This is a genomic window from Lactobacillus colini (assembly GCF_017874575.1).
In the GTDB taxonomy this organism is placed as follows: domain Bacteria; phylum Bacillota; class Bacilli; order Lactobacillales; family Lactobacillaceae; genus Lactobacillus; species Lactobacillus colini.
In genome coordinates this window covers 102,477-123,268 of the sequence record NZ_JAGGLU010000001.1, presented here as the reverse complement: position 1 = coordinate 123,268, position 20,792 = coordinate 102,477, and the positions used below count along the sequence as shown (strand labels likewise).

Sequence of the window (20,792 nt, the reverse complement as noted above, 5' to 3'; positions counted from 1 at the left end):
AGCGGTTTTCTTATAATTATTCAATTTATTTTAGCTTTGATTCATAATAAGTTATAAATTATATTAATTGTTAAGCGGTTTAAATCATTAATACATACCTGTTTATTTATCGCCAATTCAAACTTAAGGATAATTATGAATAAATCTACACGAATTTTAGAATTATCTATATGTATAAAAAAGCATTCTGCTCACTAACAGAATGCTTTTTAATAAATAAATTAATTTTCACGTTGACGAGCATCACCAGCTCTTTGAAGTGCACGACCAACATAGTTAATACTCATTGAAATAAGTAACAATAAGATAGTTGCTGGCAACCATAACCATGGTCTAGTCGTAACATTAACCGGATCATTAGCGAATCCAATTAAGGTACCAAGTGATGGTGTTGTAGTTGGTAACCCATAACCTAAGAATGAAAGAGTAGTTTCGATACCAATGTTACCTGCAACAGTCAAGACGACATCAATAATAATCATTGAAGTAATATTAGGCAATACTTCTCTAAACATAATTTTAAGATCTGATGATCCAGATGTCTTAGAAGCTAGAACATAGTCTCTTCCACGTTGCGATAAGATAAAACTACGGTAATATCTGACAGTAGTTGTCCAACCAAACATTGCCACTAACCAAACTAAAGTAAAGGCATTATAGTTAGGAATAACAGTAGTTAAGACAATGATAATTGGCATTTGTGGCAGAATCTGGATGAAGTCTACGATACGCATGATAATACCATCAACAGTACCGCCATAATAACCAGTAATTAATCCAATAACTAGCCCTACGCATTCGGTAATAACAGTAACTGCTAGACCAATTAAGATAGAATTCCTACCACCGACAATTACTAACTTAAGGATGTCTCGACCACCATCGTCAGTTCCTAGTAAGTGTCCTGCTTCACCCCAACCATAGTAAGCGTCAGCAACGTTAATCTCGGTTACATTTTGTCCACTTAGTAGTAATGAACCACCGAAGGTCAACAATAAGATCAAGACAACAATCGTGAAGGCAACCATTGCCACCTTATCACGAAGTATTTCTCTTACAACAACTTTAAAGCCAGAAGGTGGAAGAGAAGGCTGTTGGTTAGTTTCGGTATTTTTGTTTTCTTTTTCTTTAGCCATTTTAAACTCCTCTCCTCCTATTTAACCCTAATTCTAGGGTCAACAATACTCATAATAATATCTGACAACAAGTTACCAATTAAAGTCAAGATACCGAAGATAAGTATCAAGGCAGTTAAAGTAGTGTAGTCACGTTGACTAATTGAGTCAAGGAATAGCTTACCCATACCAGGGTATGAGAAGACCATTTCAACAACCATTGAACCAGAGAGTAATCCAGTAATAGTATTACCGAAGAAAGCTGCAATTGGTAGGAGTGAGTTTCTTAAAATATGCTTATTAAAGACAACTTTTTCAGGGACACCTTTACTTCTAGCAGTTCTAACATAATCTTCAACCTTGTTATCAACAATTCCCGTTCTTAAGTATTGAACCGTTCCAGTAGTTGTTATTAAAGCGGTTAAGATGGCCGGCAAGAGCATATGATATAACCTGCTCCAATAATAGGCAAACGTTCCTGGATTGACATCCCCACTAACAGATCCAGAAATTGGGAACCAACCTAAAGTAAATCCAAATAACCATAAACCTAAAATAAAGAATACGAATGCTGGAACAGCAAATGTAATATAGTTAAAGACTTGGATACTTTGGTCTTGCCATTGGTCTTGGTGACGACCAGCAGAAATACCTAAAGGAATTGCAATTGCATAAGTTAAGATAACTGTTAACAATGATAACCAGAAGGTATTAACCGCACGATCCCAGATTAGAGAAGCAACAGGAACCTTCTGAATATAAGATTGGCCTAAGTCACCATGCAATAAATTCCCCAACCAGCGAGTATATTGAACCCAAGCTGGATCATTTAAACCATATTCTTGCTTTAGACGTGCAATGGTTTTAGGGTCAGAGTTAGGATTAATCATTCCAGAGAATGGGTCTCCCGGCATCATTTTAGCTAATATGAAAACTAACATACTAAGAATAATCAATTGCGGGATCATAATCAGGATTCTACGTAAAACCGTTTTCCACATGTCTATTCTCCCTCCTTCAATTCTTCTTGAATAATATCATCAGGTAAAGCTACCCAGTGGCGGTCGCCAACCTTCTTAAGTGGGAGTACCCTACCATCTTTGTCATACCATTTGCTTTGATTTTCTAGGAATTCTTTTTCTACTCTTTGGCGGTCTTTTTTATGCTGATCACGATTCTCAACATCAACAACCGGAATAGCAGATAATAGACGCTTGGTATAAATATGCATTGGATTGCTATAAATCTGATCCCGCTTACCAATTTCTACAAAACGACCACGGTGCATAATCGCAATATCTTCTGACATATGCTTAACAACACCTAAATCGTGGGAGATGAATAAGAAGGCAATATTGTATTGTTGCTGAATCTGCTTCATAAAGTTCAACACTTGAGCTTGAACAGATAAGTCTAGAGCTGAAGTAGGCTCATCAGCTACAATTAACTTAGGATTAGTGGCTACTGCACGAGCAACACCGATTCTTTGTCTTTGACCACCTGAGAATTCATGTGGGAATTTATAAATAGCATCGCTTGGCATACCTACGATATCTAATAGTTCTTGAACTCGTTTTCTTTCTTCATCAGTTGTCAAGTTCTCGAAATTTCTAATTGGTTCAGCAATAATGTCCTCAATTCTCTTACGTGGATTCAAGCTAGACATTGAATCTTGAAAGATCATCTGAACATCCTTATTGTAGTTAAGCTTCTTACGATTACTTGCCTTAGTTACGTCAAGTCCTTTATAAAGAATCTGCCCACTAGTTACTTTCTCAACTCCGACGATTGCCTTACCAGTAGTAGACTTACCTGAACCAGATTCACCGATTAGGCCGTAGGTTTCCCCTTCTTTAATAGAGAGGTTAATACCGTCAACAGCACGGACATAATCAGTAATTCTATTCCAGAAGCCAGAGCGAATAGGATAATGGACTTTTAAATCTTTGATTTGAATAATTTCTTCTGCCATATGCTACTCCCTACTTATTCTTTACTACTTCTTTATTACTGTCGTCATCTAAGAAGTGGAACTCTTGCCAACAAGTACATCTGACAAAGTGACCCGGTTCAACTTCATGTACCTTTGGCTCATCTTCATGAGCACTTGCTGGAATCCAAGGAATTCTTGCTGCAAAGCGATCACCAGTACGTGGCATATTCTTCAATGAAGGTACAGTTCCTTGAATAACGTGAAGTTCTTCATCTTCATCATCACTTTGAGGCATAGAATTCAGCAGTGAACGAGTATATGGATGAAGCGGATGCTCAAAGATTGTCTTAACATCTGCCTTCTCTACGATTTGACCAGCATACATAACTGCAACTTCATCAGCTGTTTCAGCAACAACACCCAAGTCGTGAGTGATTAAGATAATGCCTGAATGTGATTCTTTTTGAATACTTTCTAGTAGGTCTAGAATCTGCGCTTGAATGGTTACATCTAAAGCAGTAGTTGGCTCATCGGCGATAATAATCTCCGGCTTACATGCAATTGCCATAGCGATAACTACACGTTGACGCAGTCCACCTGACAACTCATGTGGATACATGTTGTACATCTCTTCAGGACGTGGCATCCCTACTTGATTGAAGAGCTCAATAACACGTGTAACTCTCTGCTTCTCATTCATATCAGTATGGTAGTAAAGAGTTTCTGCTACTTGATCTCCTACCTTCATTAACGGATTCAAACTTGCCAAAGGATCTTGGAAGATCATTCCAATATTATTACCACGAATCTTATTAAACAATGATTCGTTCAATCCTACCAAGTTCAATTCATTATATAAAATATCACCTGTAACTCTAGTATTCTTGTGATCATACAATCCAATAATACTTGAGGCAATCGTACTCTTGCCACTTCCAGATTCACCAACAATCGCTAAAATTTCATCACGTTTCAGTGTTAAATTAATGTCGTCAGCTGCATCATAGAAGTTACCTTGTAGACGATACGCCGTGTGCAGATGTTGTATATCTAACAATAGATCGCTCTGCTTCTCCAAAGGTCATTCTCCTCTCAACCTTTTAATAAAATTCAATATTAAAAGTCAATTAGAATTTCAATTTAATGTCATTATTATAAACAAAAGATACCATCATTTCAATAACCTTTGCAATTAAAGTTTTAAAAATAATGATAGTATCTTTTCCAAATCTAAGAATTAAACTTAGTTCTGATGCTCTTTAACATAATTTACAGCTTCACCAACTGTTTGAAGTTTTTCAGCTTCATCATCTGGAATTTCTGAACCGAATGTATCTTCCATATCCATTACTAATTCCACAAAATCAATTGAATCAGCATCGAGATCATTTTGGAAATTAAGATCATTAGTAATCTTATCTCGATCAATTTCAAAACGTTCTGCAATCATATCAGCAATTTTATTAAAAATTTCCTGTTCAGTCATAATATGCAACCTCCAAAAGTTTAATTTTAGTTTAATTCAATTAAGCGCTAAAGTCTAGTTTGACTTACTAAAACGTTCTCTTAATATTTCAACTAAGTGTTGATCAAGCATCTTATCAATTTGTAATAAGGTGTAATAGATTGGCCTTTCATCTGAACGACCATGGGTCTTAACTACTGGAGCATCAATTCCTAATAAAACCGCCCCGCCATGTCTAGCAGTATCAAAGCGCTTCTTTAATGAGTTCAATGCTGGCTTAGCTAAAGCAGCACCAATCTTAGTTTTCAAGCCATTATTAAGCAGCGAATCCTTTAGCATATGTAGCAGAACGCTTGCCATACCTTCAATAGATTTCAAGGCAGCATTGCCAGTAAAGCCGTCAGTTACAATTACATCAGCTTTACCAGTCATAACTTCATTACCTTCAATATTTCCAATAAAGTTCAAATCAGTTTTAGCAAGCATTTCATAAGCTTGTTGATGAAGTGGATCACCTTTATCTGATTCAGCACCGTTATTTAACAGGGCTACTTTAGGATTTTTGACATTTCTAATCTTTTCAGCATAGAAATTTGCCATTTCAGCCCATTGAATCAAATACTCTGGTTTACTTTGAGCATTAGCACCAACATCAATAATGTTAAAACCTTGATCTCCCTTCTCACTTGGCATAGTTGGCATCAATCCTGGGCGATCTACACCCTTAATCCTACCAACAATAAAGATACCGCACGCAAGTAAGGCTCCCGTATTTCCTAGAGAAAGTAGGGCATCGGCTTTCTTTTCTTTAACATACCTAGCAGCTACAACCATCGAAGAATCTTTTTTTCTTCGAATAGCTTTAACTGGTTCATCACTGTCAGTAATAACTTCTGTAGTATTAACTACTTCAATTTGCTGACCCATTTCTTCTTTTTTGAGAAATTTAAAAATTTCATCTTCATTACCAAATAAAATGAACTTGGTATTAGTCATTTTTTTCTTAGCTTTATTTACAGCATCAATAATTGCCTTAGGGGCATTCTCGCCACCCATTGCATCAATTGCGATAGTTTTCATTTAATCACTCTCACTTTTTTAATCGTTTTGCAGCTTATTAGTATACTGGATAACTTTCTTTAAGAAATGATTTTCTTCTTTTTCTAAATTTGGATCATCGTTAATTAAATTACGTGCTTCTTTTTTAGCAACTACTAGAGTATTATAATTCGTCACTACATCACCAGTCTTAAACTGAGGTAGACCCGATTGTGCCTTACCAAAGACATCTCCTTCGCCACGTAGCTTTAGGTCTTCTTGAGCTAGTTCAAAGCCGTCAGAAGTGGTCGAAATGATCTCCATCCTTCTCTTAGCTTCTTCATTCTTAGGATCACTAACAAAGAAGCAATAACTGGCTGTCTGCCCACGACCAATACGTCCTCGAAGTTGGTGCAATTGACTTAGACCAAATCTTTCTGCATTAAAGATAATCATCATATTAGCATTAGGCACATCAACCCCGACTTCAATTACGCTAGTCGTTACTAAAATATTAATATTGCCCTGCACAAATTCAGACATAATATCGTTCTTATCATCGCCCTTCATCTGACCATGCAATAAGGCGACATTATAATCTGAAAAGTACTCGGCAATCTTTTTATGCAAATCTTCCGCATTTTTGAGGTCGCTTTTTTCTGATTCTGAGATTAAAGGCGTTACCACATAAATCTGAAACCCCGCCTCTAGCTGCTGGCGCATCTTAATTAGAACTCGATCTAAGTGATTAGAAGTTACCCATTGCGACTCAATAGGCTTACGACCATTAGGCAAAGTATGAATCTCAGACACGGCCATATCACCATATACAGTTAATGCTAAAGTCCTTGGAATTGGTGTAGCTGTCATTGCTAAAATATCTGGGTTATCTCCTTTAGCAACTAATTCACTACGTTGGTTAACCCCAAAGCGATGCTGTTCATCAATAATTACTAAGCCCAAATCTTTAAATTCAACTTTAGGTTGAATTAAGGCATGAGTTCCCACAACTACATTAATTGTGCCATCTTTTAATTCACGATAAATTTCTTGCTTCTCTAATTCTTTAGTTGTTCCTGTAAGCAAGGCTACTCTAACACCCAATGGTCTAAGAATGCTGTCAATCTTATTAAAATGCTGCTGGGCTAGAATTTCGGTTGGAACCATTAATGTTGCTTGAAAACCCGCAGTAATCGCTGCATAAATTGCAAATACTGCTACCACAGTCTTACCGCTACCTACATCACCTTGCAAAAGACGGTGCATTTGAATTGGTTCATGCATATCTGCATATATTTCATTAACAACTTTCTTTTGATCTTGTGAAAGCTCAAATGGAAGCGAAGTAATTAGATCCTTGACTGCTTCTAAATCATATTTTTTGCTAATGCCTTGCAAATGACTATCACGCTGATTAACAATTTGAGCTAGTTGAACCTGAAATAAGAAAAATTCTCTGAAAATAGCACTTCTTCTAGCTAACTTGGCACTATTTGAGTCTTGAGGATGATGCAAGTTAGTAATAATCTCTTGGTCAGTCATTAAGCGATATTTTCTTCTTAATTCAAGTGGCACAGTATCTTTTATCAGAGTAAGATCCGCTCCAATTGCTAAGTCTATCAAAGATTGCAGCTTTTTTTGCTTAATATGCTTATTAACAGAATAGATTGGCATTAGATCTTTATCTTCTTCTTTTTGAGCTACTACTTTATATCCTGATAAGCTCTGTCTAACTACATTATATTTGCCATAAATGGCAATTTCTGCCCCTGTCTCAATACTCTTTTTTAGCCATGCTTGGTTAAAAAAATTGACCATGATTACCTCATGGTCAATTCTCATCTTAAAACTGAGCCGACTTTTACGATAACCAAAATGACTAACAAATGGTTCAGTAGTAACAATACCCTTGAGAAGGACTTTTTGTCCATCCATTATTTGGTCCAAAGGTAAAGTTTCTAAATCATCGTATCTAAATGGAAAATAAAAAAGTAAATCATAAACACTATTAATCCCTAATGAAGCTAAAGACTCTGCAGTCTTAGCTCCTACTCCCTTCAAGGAAGTAACGGGTAAGAATAAATCCTCAGTTTGTTCTTTCATTTTATTCTACTGAAACTAAGAAGTAGTATACAGGCTGACCACCATCATGAATTTCAAATTCTAGGTCATCATGCTTTTGTTCAAGTTGGTCTACAACGGCTTGAGCTTGAGATTCAGTAGCATCACTACCATACATTAAAGTAATAATTTCACTATCTTCGTCAAGCATCTTCTCGACCATTTCTACGGTTGCAGCAACTAAGTCAGGATTATCAACACTAATATCGCCATCAATGATACCTAAATAGTCATTCTTCTTAATTTGAACATTATTAATTTCGGTATCACGGATTGCGCGAGTCACCTCACCAGAAACAACGGCATCCAAATCTTCAGACATAGTTTCGACATTTTCTTCAACTGATGCATCAGGATCAAATGAAAGCATTGCAGTCAAGCCTTGAGAAATAGTCTTAGTTGGTACGATACCTACAGGTATATCACTAACTTCAGCAGCTTGTTTAGCAGCCATGACAATATTACCGTTATTAGGCAATACAATTGCCTTGCTAGCGCCAGATTTCTTGATAGCGTCAATAATATCTTGAGTTGAAGGATTCATGGTTTGACCACCAGAGATAATCCTGTTAACACCTTCACTCTTGAACAATTCACGAATACCATTACCAGAAGCAACAGCAATTACAGCGAAGTCAACGGCTTCTTCTTTTTCTTCGTTATTTTCAACGATTGTTTCATGTTGAATTCGCATATTGTCAATCTTAATCTTACCAAGCTCACCAAACTTGCTACCATAAGTAAAGACTTCACCAGGATGCTCTGTATGAACATGAACCTTAGCAACTTCTCCATCAGAAACAGCTAGTAAAGAATCACCAATCTTAGATAAGTGCTGTCTAAATTCTTCAAGATTGAATTCTTGCTTGTTAGGAACATCAGCTTCTAGGTCAACCATAATTTCAGTACAGTAGCCATTACTAATATCGCTAGTAGATAATTGTACTTGGGCAGCTTCTGCTTGGTGGTGAGCTGCATTGATCAACTCATCCATTTCGTTTTCATCTAATTGGTAGGCATCATCCTTTTCGCCAAGCAATCCTTCTAAGAATCCTTGATAGATAAAGACTAAACCTTGACCACCAGAATCTACTACGCCTACTTGCTTTAAGACAGGTAAGAGATCAGGAGTTGACTTTAAAGCCTTTCTAGCTCCTGCTACAACAGCCTTCATAACTTCAGCTACATCCTCAGTTTCTGCTGCCTTATTCTTACCCTCTTCAGCCCCTACGCGTGCTACAGTCAAGATAGTTCCTTCAACAGGCTTCATAACTGCCTTATATGCAGTTGCAACCCCGTTAGAAAAGGCATCAGCCAAGTCCTGAGCGCTTAAAGTTGCCTTACCTGTAGTTGACTTATAAAAGCCACGGAACAGCTGAGAAGTAATAACACCAGAGTTACCCCGTGCTCCCATAAGCATCCCTTTAGCTAAGCCTTCAGTTAAATCACCAACTACTTGGCTATTATTTTCATTAACTGCTTTAGCTCCGCTTTCAATAGTTAAGGTCATATTAGTACCAGTATCACCATCAGGGACTGGGAAAACATTTAACTTGTTAACAAACTCTGAGTTCTTACTCATACGGTGAGTAGCTGCACGCACCATATCTTTAAACTTCTGACTATCTATTTCAGTTAAAACCACAATAACTCCTCCGGATCATTAATCGTCAAGTATCTTAACGCCTTGAACGACTACATTAACAGATTTTGCCTTAATGCCTAAAAGATTTTCGAGATTATATTTTACACTATCTTGAACATTGCGGCTAACTTCAGAAATCTTCAATCCATAACCAACAATAATATAAACATCAACAATAATATCGTTATCTTTTGATTTAATTACTACACCGCGGCGATAATTTTCATGATTTAAGATAGTTAATGCGCCATCACGAATTGCATTCTTAGATGCCATGCCTACAACTCCATAATTAGAAGTTGCAGCACCGCCAACAACGGTTGCAATGACATTATTAGAAATATCTATCATGCCATATTTTGTCTTAATTTTTACTGCCATATGTGCTTCCTCCATTACTGAAGAATAAATTTACTCAATTTATTTTAACATAGCAGCATTCCATATCAAGCTAAGCTAATTATTATCAAGAAAAAAACTAGATATTATTGCATAAAAATCGTCGATGTGATAAATTAAGTAGGTACTATTACAGATAAAGGAGGGTTTAGCACAAATGGCAAAAGACATTATTACTGGCCGCAAGACGGTCTTTGGTAACAAGCGTTCAAAGGCTTTGAACTCCGTGCGGCGTTCATGGAAGCCAAACCTTCAAAAAGTTCGCATTCTTGTTAACGGTAAGCCAAAGCGTGTTTGGGTATCTGCTCGCGCTTTGAAGTCCGGTAAGGTTACGCGTGTCTAATTGACAACCAAGCCCCTTAGAAATGATATTTCTGAGGGGTTTTATTTTTGCAATTTTTGTGCAACATAAAAAGATTAAGATTTCTAAAAACGGAATTCTTAATCTTTTTTAGCTATTTTAATCTATTTCCACTTCCTAAAAGCTTCAAGACTAGCGGCAATTACCTGATCCATATTGTAATACTTATATTGCCCTAAGCGTCCACCAAAGATAACCTTATCTTCTTTATCGGCTAGGTCTTTATATTCAGCATACAATTCATTATTCTTATCATCATTTACTGGGTAATATGGCTCATCTCCTGGCTTCCATTCAGCAGGATATTCTCGAGTAATAATTGTCTTATCTTCGTCACCCTTCCCAAATTCAAAGTGCTTGTGTTCAATAATACGGGTATAAGGAATTTCGGCTTCAGTATAGTTAATTACAGCATTACCTTGGTAATTGCCAACATTCTTTTCTTCCGTTTCGAATCTTAAGGAACGATACTCTAAATGACCTAACTTATAATCAAAGAATTGATCAATTGGTCCTGTATAAACAATCTTATCAAAACTCTTTAAATACTCATCTTTCTTATCAAAAAAATCAGTATTAAGCTTCACAGTAATATTAGGGTTATCAAGCATCTTTTCTACTATTTGAGTATAGCCACCCTTAGGAATGCCTTGGTAATCATCATTGAAGTAATTATTATCATAGGTTAATCGCACTGGTAATCGTTTAATAATGAATGGAGGCAGATCAGTAGCCTTACGTCCCCATTGCTTTTCAGTATAGCCTTTGATTAATTTCTCATAGATATCACGACCAATTAAAGAAATTGCCTGCTCTTCAAGATTCTGTGGTTCTTTACCAGCTATTTCTTTGCGTTGCTCATTAATCTTATCCATAGCTTCTTGTGGTGTACGAACGCCCCACATTTCACTAAAAGTATTCATATTAAATGGAAGATTATACATGTGTCCCTTGTAATTGGCCACAGGACTATTAGTATAACGATTAAATTCCGCAAATTGTTGAATATAATCCCAGACCTTTTTATTCGAAGTATGAAAGATATGGGCACCATATTTGTGTACTTGAATCCCATCGATCTCTTCAGTATAAATATTACCAGCAATATGGTTACGTTTTTCAATTACGGTTACTTGATGACCTCTTTTAGTGGCTTCATGGGCAAAGACTGCACCGTATAAGCCAGACCCTACAATCAAAATTTTCATTAGTTAAATCACCTATTTTTCAAAAATAAAAGCGTGAAAAATTAACTTCACGCTTTTAATCTTAATTGTATCTTTTATTTTTGACTAGTAGGTTTAACGTATTTTCTTCTATATAAGAAGATTACTAGCACTTGAATCAATGCTATTACCACATATGCAACTACAAAGTAAGTAATGAAGCTCTTCTGGTATGGAAGTAAAGTACTTTCACCCTTCTTATAGTTAGCACTATCGTAAGCACCACTGTTTACTATAGTGTAAAGAATATTATGAACAGCTTTTCTCATATAACGAACTTGGGTTGGATTATCAGTATATTGAACTTTTGCACCTACACCAGTAGTTGACAATGCTAGATCGCCACCATTAGCAATAGCTGCATCCACATTCATTACACCTTTACCTACAAAGTAGTCAGTCTCTACAAATCTTCTAAAGCCCCATTCATTGCGAAGCACATTTTGTAATAATTGCTTATTAGCACCACACCAACGATTACCAATAAAGTTAAAGGCATCCATAGCAGCTGTAGCACCACCGCGCTTAACCGACATTTCAAAAGCCTTTAAGTAAGTTTCACGAATAGCTTGTTCATTAGACCAAGTCATCAAGCCCGCCATTCTGTTAGTTTCTTGGTTATTCATAGCGAAGTGCTTAATATAAGAGTAAACACCTTGGCTCTTAGCGCCAGCAACTTCATTTGAGCCCATATTACCAGATAAGATTGGATCTTCTGAGTAATATTCAAAGTCACGACCACCAAATGCAGAACGGTGAATATTCATAGCTGGGCCATACCAACCAAAGACGCCAGATTCTTTACCTTGCTTACCAACGCTCTTGCCACGGTCATAAGCTAACTTCTTGTTCCAAGTTGAAGCAATCATCTCAGCTGCTGGGAACATTGTGGTATTCATCTTAACGAATGTTGAACTTAGTCCTGAAGGACCATCAAAGTCATAAGTTTCAACCTTACCAATGCGAGCATTCCTAAATGTTTGGTAACCACCATATTGGATTACCTTACTCATATCGTTAATACTCATCTTATTAATCAATTTATTCCATGTTTGATCATTATAATCTTTACCACGTAAGTCACTTAAGGTAATGTTGCTAGCTTGCTTTTGACTTGGCATCTTACCGCTAGCCTCAGGAGCCTTGCCATAATTCTTATTGCTTACGATAGTAGCAGTTTCTAGATAATGCTTAGATAAAGTTGCAGCTGCTGGAGCCTTAGTAGCTTTGTCAAAGTTAGCGAAGTTATCTTTTCTACTTAAGTAAGTGACATTGTCACCTTTGGCATACTGGAATTGATTCTTAGCTACTACCTTGTCACTTGGACGCTTGTTAGAAGAATCGTATACTACTTTATTATTCAAATTAAATGAACGACTAGCAATCACATCATGTGAATTGTTTTTAATTTGAACTTGATAGCGACCAGAGTCAAGCACATAACGTCCGCCGTTGCTTGAATCCCATGAAGCTAAATCTTCTTGATTAAAACTAAAGTGAATAGTTTGACTTTCACCAGGCTTTAAGTTCTTGGTTTTAGCGAAGTCTAACAAGTTAGTTGCAGACTTTTCAATGCCACCATTCTTATAAGGTGCGGTGAAGTAAGCTTGGACAACATCTTTACCTGCACGTTTACCTGTATTTCTTACAGTTACATCAAAGCTAAATTTACCACTCTTAAAATTACGCTTCAAATTGCTCATTCTTTGAGAGAATTTAGTATATGACAGACCGTAACCAAATGGGTAAAGAACAGCTTTCTTATAACCACTTTCATTGTTTAAATATCTAGTTTCATAGTATTTATAGCCAACATAGATACCTTCAACATAATTTACAAACGTTGCATCTTTAACATTTCTATATCTGAAGTCACCAAAGTTATTATAACTTGGATTCTTCTTCAAATCGTACACATAAGTGTCAGGTGTACGACCTGATGGATTTACTTCACCATTTAAAACTTTACCTAATGCTGAAAATCCTGTCATACCTGGACCAGACATTAACAAGGCACTCTTAATATGTGAATATTGATTTAAGAATCCTAATTCCATTGGGTTAGAGGAATTGATTAAGACAATCACATTCTTAAAATTCTTATTAACCATCTGTAACATATTCTTTTCAGTTTGGCTCAATTCAAGATATGATTGTCCCTTTTTGAAGTCGCCTTTATTGCCAGCATACACACCATTTGAGCCACCGTCTAAGTTACCTGTACTTGTATTTTTTAATTTTGCTGGTAATTTACTCATATCAGTAGGAAGATCAGCACCTTCACCACCTGAGCGACCAATAACGACCATTGCTGTATCTGAGAACTTTTTAGCATGGTTCATCATACTAGTTGAGTACTGGCTAACTTTAGGCTCTGGCAAGGTCCAATCTTGTGTCCACATTGAAACAGTTGGACGATCTTTACGATACTTCTTATAGAAGTTTAAGAGTTGGTCATTAGTCTTAAATCCAGCATCATTTAAACTCTGATAAATATCAGTCGCATTAGTAGTGTTACCAGCACCCGAACCAGTACCACCATAAAGTGGATTAGATGAAGCCCAACCAAAGACGTTAATATTCTGTGCTTTAATAGGTAAATAATTCTTTTCGTTCTTTAAAAGAATCGTACCTTCATTTGCAATCTGATTAGTGACTTGCTTACCTTCATTAACTGCCGAAGCAGAAACTTGCTTAACATTAGCAAAATTAACATTCATCAAGGCTTGCATAGGTTCGAATACAACTACATTTAGTGTAACTACCAAAGCTACCAAAAATACTACAAAAGATTCCCATTTTAGCCAGAAATTAAACTTCCTGCTCTTATTCCAAAAGACTATTAAAGCTAAGACAATCAATCCTAAAATAACAGCTAACGGAATAAAATATTTACTTGTTAAGGTAATCGTGCTTTGCACATCGCGCTCGGTTACCATCCCTGTATGTTCAAGTTGATTTATAATAATTTGTGCACCAAAGTAAACTACTAATAATGCAACAATAATTACACCAACTGATATAAGCATACTTCGAAGATTCCTCTTCTTTTGCTTATCCATATTTTTCCCTCCAAAAATAAACTTGCAATCGCTTACAGTTGCTATGATACACGTAATCGCTTTCTTTTAGGGCCTAAATACATTTTTTGCAAAAAATGTAGCATAAATTGCATATGTCCATAATATCTGCACAAAAATAGGACATAGTCCTGCTCAAACTATGTCCTGCTTATAAGCTAGATAATTAATTAAATTGATATATTTTATGAGCTAGTCTATACAAGCCTGATACTAACTTGCGACCTAACTTACCATTAAAGTTAACACCAATTCCCAAAGGACGGTGCCTTAACTTCTTATAAAGTTCACTGTCATAAGACTTAAGATATTCCCATAATTCATCTTTTAAAGAAGTGTAATATGGAGAATCTTGACGTATCAAAATAACTGAAGAAATTGTCGTAATGATTTCAAGATAATAACGCATATATCGACCTAAGGGGGTATTCATGTCGATATTTTCACCATAGTATTTAATCATTCGCTTATTAATCATCAGCTGCTGGTCAATCTTTTTCAACATAACATTCTCATTGACCGATTGGTCATTACGTCCAATAAAATAGTGGTAAAGATCAATATCTACATAGTACATTCTGTGAACATAACGCAAAGGCTCAAAAACGTAAATATTATCGTCATATGACACATTAGTAGGGAGCTGCAGTTTAGCTTCATCAACTAAAATACTCGTACGATAGATAAGCGCATGAGTCATTAAATATTGCCCCATACGCAAATCTACCTCATCCCAATCAAAGACCCGCCCTGTTGGCAAGTGCTTAAAGGCAATAACATGGTTACGCTTAGCGTTGACCTTGTTATAAACATAATTACTGATAATCATGTCTAGTTCTTGATGCTGATGCTCTAATCCTTCTAAAAAGTCCAGCATCTTCTGAAAGCCTTCAAAGTCAAGCCAATCATCACTATCTACTACCTTGACGTATTTAGTTTTTACTAGCTTTAAGCCATTATTGATTGCTCCACCATGGCCACTATTTTTTTCATGTAAAACTTCGATTTGATTAGGAAAACTCTTAGCATACCCATCCATAATCTCCGGGGTACGATCAGTAGAACCATCGTCAACTAAGATAATTTGGGCACGTTTTCCTCCGACTAACAAAGAATTAACACAGCGTTCAATGTAATCTTCAGAATTATATGCTGGAACAATAATTGACAATAATTTACTCATAAAATTTTCCTATCCGTTCTACCAAGACATTATTTCATAATTACAAACTTCATCATTGGCCAATTAATCATTACTTGGGCAATGATATTGCATATATTAGCCACAGTTGCTGAAAATCCATGAATATAAGGAGCTGTCCAAGCAATAATATGCGGCGGCATCCATATTGATACAATTCCAGCGATTATAACAGTTATAATATACCAGAATAACTTCCAAGTACCAAACTTAGCCCCAAAAACGATATTTCTCTGGACAAAATAATTCACTATCTGTGCACATACATAAGCTAAAATAAAAGAATAAAAGCCACCTATTCCACCAGTTGAAGTTTTAGAATAATCAAAAATCCACCAATTAAACGGACTTGTCATATCCTTAAAAAATAGCAATGTACTAAGCCATAAGACTATAAAATTAGTAATTGTTGCACAGTTACTTAATAAGTTAAATACAATGAATTGGTATATATTGGGATATTTGACTTGCCATTTTAAAATACCATGAATCAAGCCATTCTCCCTATGCTTGAGCATCCACTTAGTTAAGCCATCGCTATTTTTTCTAAGAGATGCAAATTCATCATTAACTGCAACTATATCAGCCATTATACCTTTCCTCCATCTTTATACCAAGAAGCATTTTTGATATTTTTTCGATTAGCAAAGTAATCCCGAATTAATCGACCTGATCCACGCCAAAAATGTCCATTAAACAAGAAAACTAAATCTTCTGCCATCTTTTGGCTTACTAAGCCATTCGTCATTTTAAAGATTGCTCTAATTGGCATATTGTAGTTAAACAAGAAGTTTAAGTTGGGTTTTCCATTAGCTAAACTTTGGTTAATTTTTTTCTTCAACCACTTGGCAATCATTCTCCCTAGCCAAGATCTTGAATAAATCAAATCAGAAAGTGTACTCTCGTAATTAAGATCCATGCCAGGTTTCATTTTAACTTTAGGCAAACTCTTACCATATAACTCTTCAAAATCCCTCTCTGAAATACTATGTAAATCAGCAGCCTTATATCTTTTATAGCTATCTGTTTCTTTAACTTGGGGAATGATCCCATTGCTAATTTCATATTCAGCCTGACAACAAATATCATTGACATTCTTAGCAATCATAATCTGATAAGTGCCCTTTTCAACTTGCCAGTCATGAGAATTAACATCGAAGAATCTAAATGTTTTATCATCAAAGGCAATTGAGATTGTTTTCTTTTCACCTGGATTTAGTTCAACTTGCTTAAAGCCCTTTAATTCACGAGCAGCTCTAATTATAGTGGAATCTTCTTTACCAACATATAGCTGCACAGTCTCTTTTCCTTTGACTTGACCGATATTTTCTACATCAACTGTAATTCCTGCTTGACTAACTTGTAAGTTATCAAGCTTAAACTTAGTGTAACTTAATCCATAGCCAAATGGATATTGAGTCTCAATACCCGCTGTAGTGTAATAGCGGTAGCCAACAAATATCCCTTCCTTGTAATAAACATTAGGATTGCTTTGCGGGAATTCATTATTAAAAGGTATATCATTTTCTTGAAGTGGGTAAGTTTCTGATAGACGTCCAGATGGATTATACTTCCCAGTTAGCACTTCCCAGACAGCACTAGCACCGGCTTCACCGCCTAGGTATTCATGAACAATGGCATCAACTTGAGTCTGCCACATCATTTCTACTGCAGCACCACCTGATAAGACGACAATTACCTTTTTCCCAGTAGTTGACAAACGCTTGATTAGGTCTAATTGATTCTTAGGGAGTTGTAGATTTGAACGATCTAAGCCTTCACTTTCAGCAGATTCAGTCAAGCCGATATTAACAATCGCTAAGTCACTATGCTTTAGTAAATTTACTGCTTCATCAACTAACTTTTCATTAATCTTACCCAATCTATCATAACCTTGAGCATAGCCAGCTAGGTTAATACCATAATCTTTGGCAGTATCGAATAAATTTTCTAGATGCTTGCTATTAATAATTGATGAACCAGCACCTTGATATCGTGGATTTTTGGCAAAGTCACCAATCAATGCTACTTTTTCTTTTCCAGTTAAAGGAAGCACATGGTCTTCATTCTTTAATAGAACAATTGAACGCTTAGCTGCATCACGTGCTATCTCATGTTGATATTTCCAATCAACTTTAGCTGGCTTTTGTTTACTAGAATAATTAATTACGGTTAAAAGCTCATCAACTCTCCTATCTAGCACGTTTTCAGATAATTTACCGGTCTTTACCGCTTCTACTATTTCTTGAGCTGCCAAAGACCCAACTCCTGGCATTTCAAGATTTGATCCAGCCTTAATACCTGCTGTATGGTCATTATCTCCACCCCAATCAGTAACGACATAACCATCAAATCCCCATTCTTTTCTTAAAATATTATCAAGTAACTTTTTATTCTCATTAGCATAGGTGCCATTAATCAAGTTGTAAGATGACATAATTGACTTAGGCTTGCCTTCTTTAACCGCAATTTCAAAGTTAGTCAAATATATCTCGCGCAAAGTTCGCTCATCAACTACTGAGTTAGAAGCCATTCGACGCGTTTCTTGGCTATTAACTGCTAAGTGCTTAGGTGTCGCAACTGTATCATTTTTTTGAATTCCGCGAATTAAACTAGCCGCCATCTTACCAGCTAAATAAGGATCTTCACTAAAATATTCAAAGCTCCTACCACCTCGCGGATTTCGCTTAACATTTAAAGCTGGACCCAGTACTTGATTAACTTTTAAAGCTGCGGCTTCTATTCCTAATGCTTCGCCAACTTCTTGAGGAACTTCAGGATCCCAAGAATTTGCCATTGTAGCAGTCGAAGGGAAGCAAGTTGCTGGCTCGCTAGCATTCAATCCCAAATGATCCCCAGCTCCAGATTGTTTACGCAATCCGAAAGGACCATCTGCTAAAAATATCTTCCCCACCTTGCCTTTAACTTCGTATGTTTCCCATTCAGAGGATCCTGCAGTTAAGGCTGCCTTTTCTTGTAAAGTAAGTTTTTCAATTTGTTCTTTATTTTTTAGCATAATTTTTTTCACCACCGATTTAAACTAGCTTTAGTTTAAAACAAAGAAAGCGGTTTTATAGCGCGTGGTTCATAATTTGCATAAAATTTTACACAACTTGAATTTTTGGGCATTTTAAGGAAAAATAAAAAGCATAATAATGAAAGGGTTCTATTTATGAGAATTGCAATTGTCGAAGATAACCAAGATGAATTAAATCGGCTGCTGGGATGTTTTAAACAATATGAAAGAGAAAATCATATTAAGTTTGATATAGTTACTTTTAATGATGGCTTTGACTTAATTATTCACTATACTGAAAACTATGATGCGATTTATCTAGATGTCCAAATGCCAAAAATGGACGGTATGACTACTGCCAAAAAAATTCGCAAGCATGATAAGAATGTGTTAATTGTCTTTGTCACTAACTATGTCCAATATGCGATAGAAGGCTATCAAGTTAATGCTAGTGACTTTTTACTTAAGCCAGTTTCATATTTTAATTTTAGCGAACATTTTAAGCGGATTAACCAAAACTTTCAATCTAAACAAGAAAGCATTATGTTCAATACCCTACAAGGATTAAAGAAGGTGTACCTTGATAGTCTGTACTACGTAGAAAGTGAGAAGCATTACCTTCATTTGCATCTAATTACCGATAAAGAAGAACAATTAGATATGCTTGACACAACTAAAAAAATGGAAGAAATCCTAACGCCACATAACTTTTTTCGCTGTAATAATGGCTATATAGTCAACTTAAAGCATATTTCAGAAGTTAACGGTAATATTGTTAAAGTCGGTCCTTATGACCTCCAGATTAGTCGTCCTCGAAAAAAGGCCTTTATGCAGGCGTTGACTGAATTTTTAGGAAGTAGTGACTCATAATGCAGCAGTTATTATCCCTACCTAATATACCGCGTTCTTATACTGCCTTAGCTGAGATACTTGCCTCAACTCTAGCTATTGTTCAAATTAGGAGAAGTAAAATCTCTTGGTCAACTTGGTTAATGCTTACAGGCTTTGGAATTGGGCAATTTATTTTGCAATTTTTAGCTGATAAATTTTATATTCAATTTTGGATTTTAGGTATTTTAATCAATGTCTTTTGGATGTTTCTAACAATATTTTCTTGTAGCAGGCGCTCAATAACTGTCCTAATTTATCAAACGAGTAAAACATTTATCATAGCTGAATTTTTAGCGGCTAGTGCTTGGCAAATTGTCTGCTACCTTAAATTTTATGCCTATCAAATCTGGCGACCATTTTTTCAAGCGGTATTAATGTTTTTAATATATAGCTTAATTATTTGGCTATTATTTTTGCTGCAAAACAATGACCGACTGCGATATGCTAATTTAAACATCAGTAAAAAATCAGCCTGGAATAGTTTAGTTATTGCGATGATGATCTTTGCAACATCAAACTTAGGCTTTATGTTTAAGCAGAATTCACTACTAAATAATTCAAGTTCAATCTTCATGATGCGGACCATGGTTGACCTGTGTGGATTATTATTATTTTATATACAAGAGAATCAGCGCTACGAACATTACCTACATAATGACTTAATTCAAATGAATAGTATGTTCCAATCTCAATATGAACAATATCAAGCTTACCGAGAAAGCTCTGAAACCGTAAATCGACGCTTCCATGATCTTAAGCATCAATTAGATGTAATTGCTCTAGAGCAAAATTCAAAAAAACGTCTCTCTTATATTAATTCTCTGAGAGATGATATTAAGCAGTTTAAGTCTGATGTCAAGACTGGTAATCCAGTTGTAGATGTTGTCCTAACTAGAAAAAATGCTTACTGCATCGAACATAATATAATTTTTACTTGTATCGCTAATGGAAAACTATTAAATAAAATAGATGTCATGGACTTATGTAGTTTATTAGGGAATTCGCTAGATAATGCCATCGAAGCCGAAAGTAAAGTCACTGATCCACAAAAAAGATTGATTGACTTAAGGGTTACAAAAAAAGGCAACATGGTAATTTACTCACTGCGGAATTACACCACTCAGGCAACTAAGTTAGGATCTAATGGTCTGCCAACTACAACAAAAAAAGACCATAGCCAACCCCATGGCTACGGTCTAAAGAGCATTAGGTTAATTGCCAAAAAATATGGTGGCACACTAACAATTACTAATAAAGATAATTGGTTCAAATTAATCTTACTATTGCCGCTTAGCTAACAG

The 20,792-nt window shown here is 35.9% G+C and carries 17 protein-coding genes; 3 read left to right on the top strand and 14 right to left on the bottom strand.

What is annotated here, in order from left to right:
- Positions 1-221: 221 nt before the first annotated feature.
- From J2Z60_RS00580 to J2Z60_RS00540, 9 genes are all read right to left on the bottom strand, one after another.
- On the bottom strand, positions 222-1,136 hold the full coding sequence (locus J2Z60_RS00580) for an ABC transporter permease (RefSeq protein WP_209685310.1): 915 nt from the start codon (positions 1,134-1,136) through the stop codon (positions 222-224).
- A gap of 17 nt (positions 1,137-1,153) precedes the next feature.
- Entirely contained in the window at positions 1,154-2,116 is a 963-nt protein-coding gene (gene opp4B / locus J2Z60_RS00575) for an oligopeptide ABC transporter permease (protein ID WP_209685307.1), read from the bottom strand.
- A 2-nt stretch (positions 2,117-2,118) separates the two neighbouring features.
- Positions 2,119-3,087: an ATP-binding cassette domain-containing protein gene (locus J2Z60_RS00570; RefSeq protein WP_209685305.1), complete on the bottom strand. Its 969-nt coding sequence runs from the start codon at positions 3,085-3,087 to the stop codon at positions 2,119-2,121.
- Between the two features lie 10 nt (positions 3,088-3,097).
- Positions 3,098-4,126: an ABC transporter ATP-binding protein gene (locus J2Z60_RS00565; protein ID WP_209685303.1), complete on the bottom strand. Its 1,029-nt coding sequence runs from the start codon at positions 4,124-4,126 to the stop codon at positions 3,098-3,100.
- A gap of 165 nt (positions 4,127-4,291) precedes the next feature.
- Positions 4,292-4,534 (bottom strand): acyl carrier protein, encoded by a 243-nt coding sequence (gene acpP / locus J2Z60_RS00560; RefSeq protein ID WP_209685301.1) that lies wholly within the window; start codon positions 4,532-4,534, stop codon positions 4,292-4,294.
- A gap of 54 nt (positions 4,535-4,588) precedes the next feature.
- Entirely contained in the window at positions 4,589-5,593 is a 1,005-nt protein-coding gene (plsX, locus tag J2Z60_RS00555) for a phosphate acyltransferase PlsX (protein ID WP_209685299.1), read from the bottom strand.
- Between the two features lie 18 nt (positions 5,594-5,611).
- A complete protein-coding gene (gene recG / locus J2Z60_RS00550) occupies positions 5,612-7,654 on the bottom strand; it encodes an ATP-dependent DNA helicase RecG (RefSeq protein WP_209685297.1) in 2,043 nt (680 codons plus the stop codon).
- 1 nt (position 7,655) lies between these two features.
- On the bottom strand, positions 7,656-9,317 hold the full coding sequence (locus tag J2Z60_RS00545) for a DAK2 domain-containing protein (RefSeq protein WP_209685295.1): 1,662 nt from the start codon (positions 9,315-9,317) through the stop codon (positions 7,656-7,658).
- 18 nt (positions 9,318-9,335) lie between these two features.
- Positions 9,336-9,698, bottom strand: coding sequence for an Asp23/Gls24 family envelope stress response protein (locus J2Z60_RS00540; RefSeq protein WP_209685293.1), 363 nt, complete (start codon positions 9,696-9,698; stop codon positions 9,336-9,338).
- 175 nt (positions 9,699-9,873) lie between these two features.
- Between J2Z60_RS00540 and rpmB the strand changes: the two genes are divergently transcribed.
- Positions 9,874-10,059, top strand: coding sequence for a 50S ribosomal protein L28 (gene rpmB, locus J2Z60_RS00535; RefSeq protein ID WP_209685291.1), 186 nt, complete (start codon positions 9,874-9,876; stop codon positions 10,057-10,059).
- A 122-nt stretch (positions 10,060-10,181) separates the two neighbouring features.
- Here the strand turns inward: rpmB and glf are convergent, their stop codons facing one another.
- The 5 genes from glf to J2Z60_RS00510 all read right to left on the bottom strand — a co-directional run bounded on the left by glf (position 10,182) and on the right by J2Z60_RS00510 (position 18,600).
- Positions 10,182-11,285: a UDP-galactopyranose mutase gene (gene glf / locus J2Z60_RS00530; RefSeq protein WP_209685289.1), complete on the bottom strand. Its 1,104-nt coding sequence runs from the start codon at positions 11,283-11,285 to the stop codon at positions 10,182-10,184.
- Between the two features lie 74 nt (positions 11,286-11,359).
- Entirely contained in the window at positions 11,360-14,365 is a 3,006-nt protein-coding gene (locus tag J2Z60_RS00525) for a glycoside hydrolase family 3 C-terminal domain-containing protein (RefSeq protein ID WP_209685287.1), read from the bottom strand.
- A 184-nt stretch (positions 14,366-14,549) separates the two neighbouring features.
- A complete protein-coding gene (locus J2Z60_RS00520) occupies positions 14,550-15,566 on the bottom strand; it encodes a glycosyltransferase family 2 protein (RefSeq protein ID WP_209685285.1) in 1,017 nt (338 codons plus the stop codon).
- A gap of 29 nt (positions 15,567-15,595) precedes the next feature.
- Positions 15,596-16,102: a hypothetical protein gene (locus J2Z60_RS00515; RefSeq protein WP_209685834.1), complete on the bottom strand. Its 507-nt coding sequence runs from the start codon at positions 16,100-16,102 to the stop codon at positions 15,596-15,598.
- Between the two features lie 71 nt (positions 16,103-16,173).
- Complete coding sequence (locus J2Z60_RS00510; protein ID WP_209685283.1) at positions 16,174-18,600, bottom strand: glycoside hydrolase family 3 C-terminal domain-containing protein; 2,427 nt, start codon at positions 18,598-18,600, stop codon at positions 16,174-16,176.
- A gap of 156 nt (positions 18,601-18,756) precedes the next feature.
- Here J2Z60_RS00510 and J2Z60_RS00505 point away from each other — a divergent pair, with 156 nt between their 5' ends.
- Together J2Z60_RS00505 and J2Z60_RS00500 are read left to right on the top strand one after the other, a co-directional pair.
- Positions 18,757-19,470, top strand: a complete 714-nt coding sequence (locus tag J2Z60_RS00505) for a LytR/AlgR family response regulator transcription factor (RefSeq protein ID WP_209685280.1) — start codon at positions 18,757-18,759, stop codon at positions 19,468-19,470.
- Positions 19,470-20,789, top strand: coding sequence for an ATP-binding protein (locus tag J2Z60_RS00500; protein WP_209685278.1), 1,320 nt, complete (start codon positions 19,470-19,472; stop codon positions 20,787-20,789). The genes J2Z60_RS00505 and J2Z60_RS00500 overlap by 1 nt, the downstream gene beginning before the upstream one ends.
- Positions 20,790-20,792 lie beyond the last annotated feature (3 nt).